The following is a 7,424-nucleotide window of genomic DNA, read 5'->3' on the forward strand; positions in this document are numbered from 1 at the left end:
TCCCAGGTCACTTGTAAAAAAAGCCCTTTTTGATATCAAAAAGGGCTTTTTTGGTTTATAGAGGCAGCCGTTTCAGGCTGTTTTGATGGACTTAGGCAACTGCCGTTTTGTCAGGATTTACATAGTTTTTTGTTGAATTTAACATAGAAGCGTCACAAATACGTCACAACGATTCTGCGATTTTAGAAAAAATTTATGGCAACAGTCAATATTATGGTGTATGAGCATCATAAAAAAACAGACGGAACGTACAACGTTAAGATCCGGGTCTATCACAGAAAAGTAAAAAAACTTATTGACACCACGTTTTTCGTCACCCAGAAACAGCTGGATTCAAAGCTAGAAGTTAAAGACAAGTTCGTATTAAAGTCTCTGGAAGCAACTCTTGACAATTACAGAAAGTGGATCAGCGAGCTCGGGGATAAGCTTAATTTCTTCTCCGCTGAGGAGCTGAGAAATTATTTACGCGATAAGAAGCAGGATGTTGATTTTATTAAGTTCTGTGCCCAACATATCGAGCAGCTTAAAAGCGACGGTAGGACAGCCACTGCAAATAATCACCGAACAGTTCGGAATAATCTGATCGATTATTTTGGAAGGGAACAGGTATCAATTAATGAAATTAGTTCCAATATGCTCTTCTCTTTCGAGAAGTTCTTGAAAAGGCCAAGGATTATGTACAGAGTTGATCAGTTTGGTAAGCTTGTCGAGATTGCAGGCGAAGGTGCCAGTGACAGCAGTATTCACAATTACATGAGAGACCTTCGTACTCTTTTCAATGCCGCTTGTACGGCTTATAACAATGAGGATCTGGGTATCTATAAAATAAAACATTATCCCTTCAAGAAATATAAAATAGGTTCTGCTCCCCTAACCAAGAAAAGAAACATCGGCATAGATGAACTTAAACAGATCCGTGATTGCATCGTGGAGCCAGATAGCCGGGCTGAACTTGCCCGAGACCTTTTTATGCTAAGCTTTTATCTATGCGGTATGAATGCAGTAGATCTTTATCAACTAGATAAAAACATTGTGAAGGACAATAGGTTGGAGTATAATCGCTCGAAGACTCGTCTTATACGGAGAGACAACGCATTTATTAGCATTAAGATAGTAGCAGAAGCTAAAGCGCTACTTGACAAATATGCGGGCACGCTTAAGTCGCGGTATAATACAATTCAGAACTTAAACCGGGCGATTTGTAAAGGGATGCTACAAATCAGAGAGATCACTGGAATTAACTTCGTTACATTCTATTGGGCAAGGCACACTTTTGCTAATCTTGCCCGGAATAAATGCCGGATGAGTAAAGATGATGTGGCACTTGCACTTAATCATATAGATGAAGGACATCGTACTACGGATATTTATATAGAAAAGGATTGGAGTATCATTGATGAAGTACAGGAGAAGGTTGTTGCCTTACTTGAACCAGAGAGAGAAAAAGAAGTAGTGGTTATTGATCGTAGTTTAATTATGAGGGTGGTTTAAAATCGTGAGCGCCGCTATCCGGAATTGCAAGTGACATTCAACTACTGGTTTTCTTTGTTATAAAGAGATCTAAAAGAAAGGCTTATTCGGCAATTGGATCTATGCGCGCAACAAAAGATTATGAGTCTTCTAGCATAACCGCCGTATTATGAAGCAAAATGTGCTTTTCTGACTTACAGAAGCAATTTAAGAACTATTTTTGAAACCACAAAATTTTGCTCCCTTACGTATTTGTTACGGTTTTCAGAGAATGGATTTCATGGATCACTGAAACTATTCGAAATTTATAATTTTGATTGGTGGATAATACATAGTTATCCTTCGTTGGATGATCAGTAGACAGCTGCCGGCGAAGCTCTAGAAACGGCTACATGATCAGCACATTGCTTGATTCATAGAGTATTGAAAAATGTTAAAATAAAGCGGCTTATAATAAACCTGTTTAGAAGCAAAGTTTTGAACTCTCCCTCTCCTATTAACAAACTTCAGCGATAACTTCTTCTCGAAAAGGAACGTATTGTGACGCTTTTGAAGAACTACATGAAAACACAGATGCCTTTTATAAATTTATGTCTTCTATTCCGGAGACGAGTTACTGGTTGATCTTTAGATTTTGACTTTTTTCCGGTGCTGCATACCCCATTTAGTCGTTGCACCAACGACCTCTTCAAGTGAGTACCCGTGCAGAAATGCCTTGGACCTGTCATTAATGTGAAGCACAACCCTTTTAAAAAGAAATCACTAGAAATAATGTACAAGGTCCTGATCCGACTATAGTAACGTTAAAATTATTGTCGGCGATTGATCTCGAATTCAAGACTTAAAAAGGTACGCAAAGTAGTATCTGCTTTAATACGGATGAATTGTAGTTCATAATCTGTAAATACGGACCTGATCGTATGTGTGCCGCCTTGAAAAAGTTCGATCATGGCTAATGTAGCGTCAATTTCGGCCTTGAGCAGTTTAGAAAATTGACTATTTGACCCTTCTAAATTCCGGCAAATGTATAGGAACCGACCGCGTCTGGTTGGCCGGCCCCTATCGTAATATGTTTTCTCGCTGTCCCATTTTTCCACTGCGTCATCAGGTGCTAAAAGATGGAGTACGTGATTATAGAGTTCCCGCAAAGAAGTGATCATGTGCCGAATTCTATCGGGGTTGTCAGAATGCATCGCTTGGAGGGCACCTTCCCATAGGTCTGGCAGATCGCCGTGAATGACCGGTAGATATTTTTTTATCGCGTCTGTGTTGTCGGCATCGATCTCGTGATCTAAGGCATCTATTTCTGAATCGTTTTCCGTTTCGGTAGTAACAATTTTTAGTATACGGGAGCCTATATAGTAATCCTGAGCGGGTAATTTAGCGGTTTCGGGTGCGTCATATATCCAATTTGGCTTTTCATTTATACTGCGCAATAGGTCACTATAACCTGACGAGACTTTCAAAAAGTCACTTTGAGCCATACCTGCTATACTATCCCATTTAAACGCACCTAAATTGGATTGAGCAAGTTTTGTAAAGGATGTTGCAGCCGCTAATGCTGCACCGATGCCACTGATATGTGCTTGTTCAAATACTGATCTCCGAGATAGCTCTTGGGCTAAAGAACTGATTCCATAACCCTTGAATATGTCTTGTTGCAGTAGGGAGCTTGACAGGGAATTCGCAGATCGTTTAGTTAGGAGGCTGTCAAAGCCACCTGAAACTTTAAACAATGATGAGAGGCCAGTCATCGCCAATGCAGAAGCATCCTGCTGAAGCATGCGTAAGCCGGCTGATCTTGCGGTGATCAGACTCAATCGTTCACTGATCGGCTTAAAGGTATCTAAAACGGAGTGTGTCGAAGGGTCTAAATCACTGCTTAATAAGTTCGCCAAACGGATTGGATTACTGGACATACTACGAATAATGTCATTGGAACCGGTAATTTCGCCGATACTTCCTTGGATAACACTTCCAAATATGGTATGGTTCATGCGCGCTGCATCGATTACACTTTTTATTCCAGAGGTGATATCAAGTGTATTGCTTAACAATTCCGATGCAAATAGTGGTTTACTCATCAGGCTACTCAGGCCAACTGACATGATTCCGGTCGTTCCATAATCAAACCACTGTTTTCGGATTTCCTTTTCACGTACTTTATCCGGCTTAACAGCGTCAAGGATTTGCTTTAATGAAAAATCTTCTAGTCGACGCAAGCTAATTTTAGCTTTCCAAAGCTTCTTCTTTTCAGCTGCCGTAAAATCGATGGTGAACTTGTTCATAATGATAGCCAAAGATAGGTAAGTTAACTTATTTAACCGGGTTGCTTTTGAGCATTATGCGTTTACCGAGGATGCTGTCGAAATACCTGCGGGCGGATGCGTCGGTTAGGAGGCAGATGTCTAGGATGCCATCATTTTTATGATGCCCTTGGTATAGACGCTCTGTTCGTTATGACCGGATACATTGAAATGATAGATGATGCGGTCGATATAAATAAATATTGATAGTTGCCGTCTACCCGAATGTAATTCATAATCATCAACGTTTGGAACTCTCCCTCTCCTGTATTTATGGCTTAGTTACCCGCTTTTCTTCTGCTTTTCATAAGATTTATTATGGCAGACATGGCTTCATCCGCATGGCTCAAAACTATATGGTAAGCTCCCGATATATATTTTACATTTTTGAATTTAGGTTTAGCGATTTGTCTGTTCAGACTTCGGTTATAATATAACATGGCGCGTTTCATAGGTAAATCGTTTTGAACGGCCACGACTTTAGTGCCATCCGAGGTTTGGAATTGGATATCTACATCGTTCGATACATGCGTGACTTCAAGCATATGATTGCCCCGCTCGCCGTAAATTACAAGAGCATATCCCGCAGGCATATCTGGTATCGGTGGAGGGCCTTTTCCCATTTCACCTAAAACTGCCTTCGATTGTATTTCTTTTAAATGAGGATTGATTTTTAAGATCTCTTCCGCCAAGGAGAAGTCCGAATTTCGTTTATATAAAAAACGATTGGAATTAATGACTTGCAAGCGATTCAAAAAATTAGCATTCTCTTTCTTGAGTTCCATTGGATAAAAAGAATAAGCTTCAATATGCTGATCGAAATGGCGCGCACCATATTTTACTCGCAGTTCTTCAAATCTGGACTTGCAGGCGAAGGAAAGAACACATCTTGGGGAAATTGGAAAATATACTTCTATTCCTCGGCTATTTAATCCCATTTCCCCATAAGGCAGGCTGTTATGTAACACTACCGGATTGTCTGAAAGCATTAAAGCGTCATTATTCAAATACTGGAATTGAAGAAATTTTTCGTCAAGACTTTGTGTTACCTCTGATAGATCTAACAGTTGTTGAAGCTTTATCGCCTTGATTTCCTCTTGATTTGGAACAAAGACATTTTTGGCGGACCAGCCCATCCGCTCAAAAGTTTTTTTGATCTGCCTGTGAAGATCGATAATTGATGTACGCGCCATTTTCGCCCTCGCCATTTGATAGGCAACGGTGGTAATCAGTATGCCCTGCTCGTGTGCAGAAAGCGCGGCAAGAGACCGTGCAGCGATGATTTTTTTTATTATCGGCGCAGCCTGACCATCAATCTGATCGAAAAAACACTCGAAATTAAAATCGCCATCTTCGTGCTTTATTGTATTAAAATGTTTCTCGGAACCCGTATTTAACAATGCATTTTGAAATACCCTCCCAGTGGCTTTATCAAAACAACAGATAAATTTATGTTCAGCGTCAGAACTGAGTTTCGTAACAGATACTGTGGCACGAAATGATGCTTTACCGATTCATTCACTTTCAAAATGGATTAAACGAGGTATTAGTTAAAGATACCCTGAATTTACCGGATAATAAAATAGCCTCTCCTCACTGTTGCCTTAGTCAGAATTCCAAAATTTTAACTGAACAAGCCGAGCTGTCCGCCTGATGTCCTGTTTATAGGTTTTGTGGTATAAAAACCTGCCGTGTATTTTGTGAGAGGACAATGGGATCCCTGAAAATATATCCTTTGAAACTGGTGCGAGATTTACAATCGGTGCTCAAACAGCCTATTCAATGATTCAAAAGTTGAATATCAAGAAAAAGGAAAAAGGACTTATCATGGGGTTTCCTTCAAATACCGCAATATTCTGCGCTAACGCGTTCAAGAATAAAGAGGTAGATTTATATCTAGGAGTGAGAGACAAAAAGAATGTGAACGGCTTACCATTTCCGGCCGGAAAAATTTTGGGAATTTCCAAATTCTATGAAAAATGTCTTAGACATTGAGGAAGTATATGAAAACATCTCGATCTACATCTCTGAATTTCCGGGTGTAATAGCTGTGCAATCTGGTAGCAGGCTGGTTACAGTTGGGCATAAACAATCATACTGATGACTCTGTACGTAAATGTGTATCTGGTCGCACTCTCTATTGACTGCAATAACTTTGAATATTTCGGCAGAAGAAGGAAAAATCAGGCAAGTAGCATCCATGTCTGGACTGAACGCCTAAATCGCTAATTATAATGTACCTACCACCAAAAGTGCTGAAGAACCCATTCGAACCGTAATATCCACCTGCCAGGAAATCCTTTAAAAATCCCTTGGTTTCATCAAACGGATCCCCAGCTTTCAAGCCCTTAGGCTGCCTGCCTTTAGTATCGTTAAAGTTTTCATGGAGACGTTTAAATCTAAATTCAGTAGAATTTTGACTTAGCAACCCACAATCCTATTTGGAATAAGCAAACTGACCTGTATGCCTTTTTGCTCAAGCTCAAATCGTAGCACTTTAAAGTAGCCCAGAACGCATGCTTGGCGATAATATAAGGTCCGGGGCTAACTGTATCTAAGAAAAACCCTAAGCCAACTCCCTCTTGCGCATATCGCAGTACCCTTGATATAAAAAGTATCGGTGCGACGAGTTCAGGCTGAACATTAATATAAATGAATGAGCCTAGAAAGGATCCCTGGATCGGATAAAGATACGTTAAACCGAACGCCATTGGGATAGGTGATTTCTATCTCACCTGCCAGATCTCTTTGTCCCGGACGCAATGAAACAAATCCAGTCTTGTTTTCTTCTTTATTTCGTGACAACCAATAAGCAAAGGTGGCCACCTTTATACCTAGCTGCTGACTATACTCCTTCTGCGTTAGTCCACTCTGACGCCAACGCTCAACTTCCGCTTTCATGCGTATTTTATGATCCATTAACTTATCTTTTTTGAAAAAAAAATTCATCCAAGATGATCAATCAATACGTGGTTGGTCGACCGGTTACTTTTTTCCTCCTATTATTAAATGCGAATATTCTGACGAAACGTAGTCTGGAATATCCATCTATTCAGACGCAGTGGTCCACTTGTTAACACAAATCGATTAGTATCTCTTCTCAGAGTTCTTAATAAATAATGCAGCTTCGAGTTTTATTCTTTCAATTTCACTGGACTCTATTTTGACAGGCATATTGACTATTAATTTTGCCTCCTCATTGGCGGCAATTGAATCTTGTTTGAATAAATACAATTCAAAGAGGGACTGATGCGGTAAGAATCGTACCGGGATCATATAGGCTGCAAGCCTGAAATTCGATTCCGCCTGTTTGAGATCTCCGTCAACCATATATAGCTCCCCAAGGGACATCAAAATATCATAGTTACAGAACCGTGCTTTACCGTCTTCAAGGATCTCGATGGCTACCTCTCGGCTACCATGCAGAGCACATTCGCTTGCTACATTTGTGAGAAGATAAGGGCTGTTATTAACTCTTCGAAGAGGACTTGATACCCATTCTCCTTTGTATCCGCCCGACGAACTACACCTTGCCAGTCTCAACTAGTTTCTTATAATTCTGCGGATATAGATCTCGGATGTTCTTATGATTGATCGACATGATATTCTCCAGCGTATGCTTGAGCCACTGCAGGGGATTTACCTCAT

General features: G+C 40.3%; 5 protein-coding genes. 1 reads left to right on the forward strand and 4 read right to left on the reverse strand.

The genetic code is table 11. The features are described from left to right. Positions 1–195: 195 nt before the first annotated feature. Positions 196–1,491, forward strand: a complete 1,296-nt coding sequence (locus ACKI5J_RS05330; protein ID WP_407427261.1) for a site-specific integrase — start codon at positions 196–198, stop codon at positions 1,489–1,491. A 788-nt stretch (positions 1,492–2,279) separates the two neighbouring features. On the opposite strand, the gene ACKI5J_RS05335 is transcribed toward ACKI5J_RS05330, so the two are convergent. The 4 genes from ACKI5J_RS05335 to ACKI5J_RS05350 all read right to left on the reverse strand — a co-directional run bounded on the left by ACKI5J_RS05335 (position 2,280) and on the right by ACKI5J_RS05350 (position 7,319). Then, on the reverse strand, positions 2,280–3,758 hold the full coding sequence (locus tag ACKI5J_RS05335) for a hypothetical protein (protein WP_407427263.1): 1,479 nt from the start codon (positions 3,756–3,758) through the stop codon (positions 2,280–2,282). A 296-nt stretch (positions 3,759–4,054) separates the two neighbouring features. Beyond that, positions 4,055–5,290, reverse strand: coding sequence for a DUF4238 domain-containing protein (locus ACKI5J_RS05340; protein WP_407427269.1), 1,236 nt, complete (start codon positions 5,288–5,290; stop codon positions 4,055–4,057). 1,129 nt (positions 5,291–6,419) lie between these two features. Beyond that, the gene (tnpA, locus tag ACKI5J_RS05345; protein WP_407427265.1) at positions 6,420–6,695 is read right to left on the reverse strand and encodes an IS66 family insertion sequence element accessory protein TnpA; all 276 of its coding nucleotides are present in this window, start codon (positions 6,693–6,695) and stop codon (positions 6,420–6,422) included. A gap of 168 nt (positions 6,696–6,863) precedes the next feature. Continuing rightward, a complete protein-coding gene (locus tag ACKI5J_RS05350) occupies positions 6,864–7,319 on the reverse strand; it encodes a hypothetical protein (protein ID WP_407427267.1) in 456 nt (151 codons plus the stop codon). Positions 7,320–7,424 lie beyond the last annotated feature (105 nt).

The sequence above is a fragment of the Arcticibacter sp. genome, from assembly GCF_045629565.1.
Taxonomy (GTDB): domain Bacteria; phylum Bacteroidota; class Bacteroidia; order Sphingobacteriales; family Sphingobacteriaceae; genus Arcticibacter.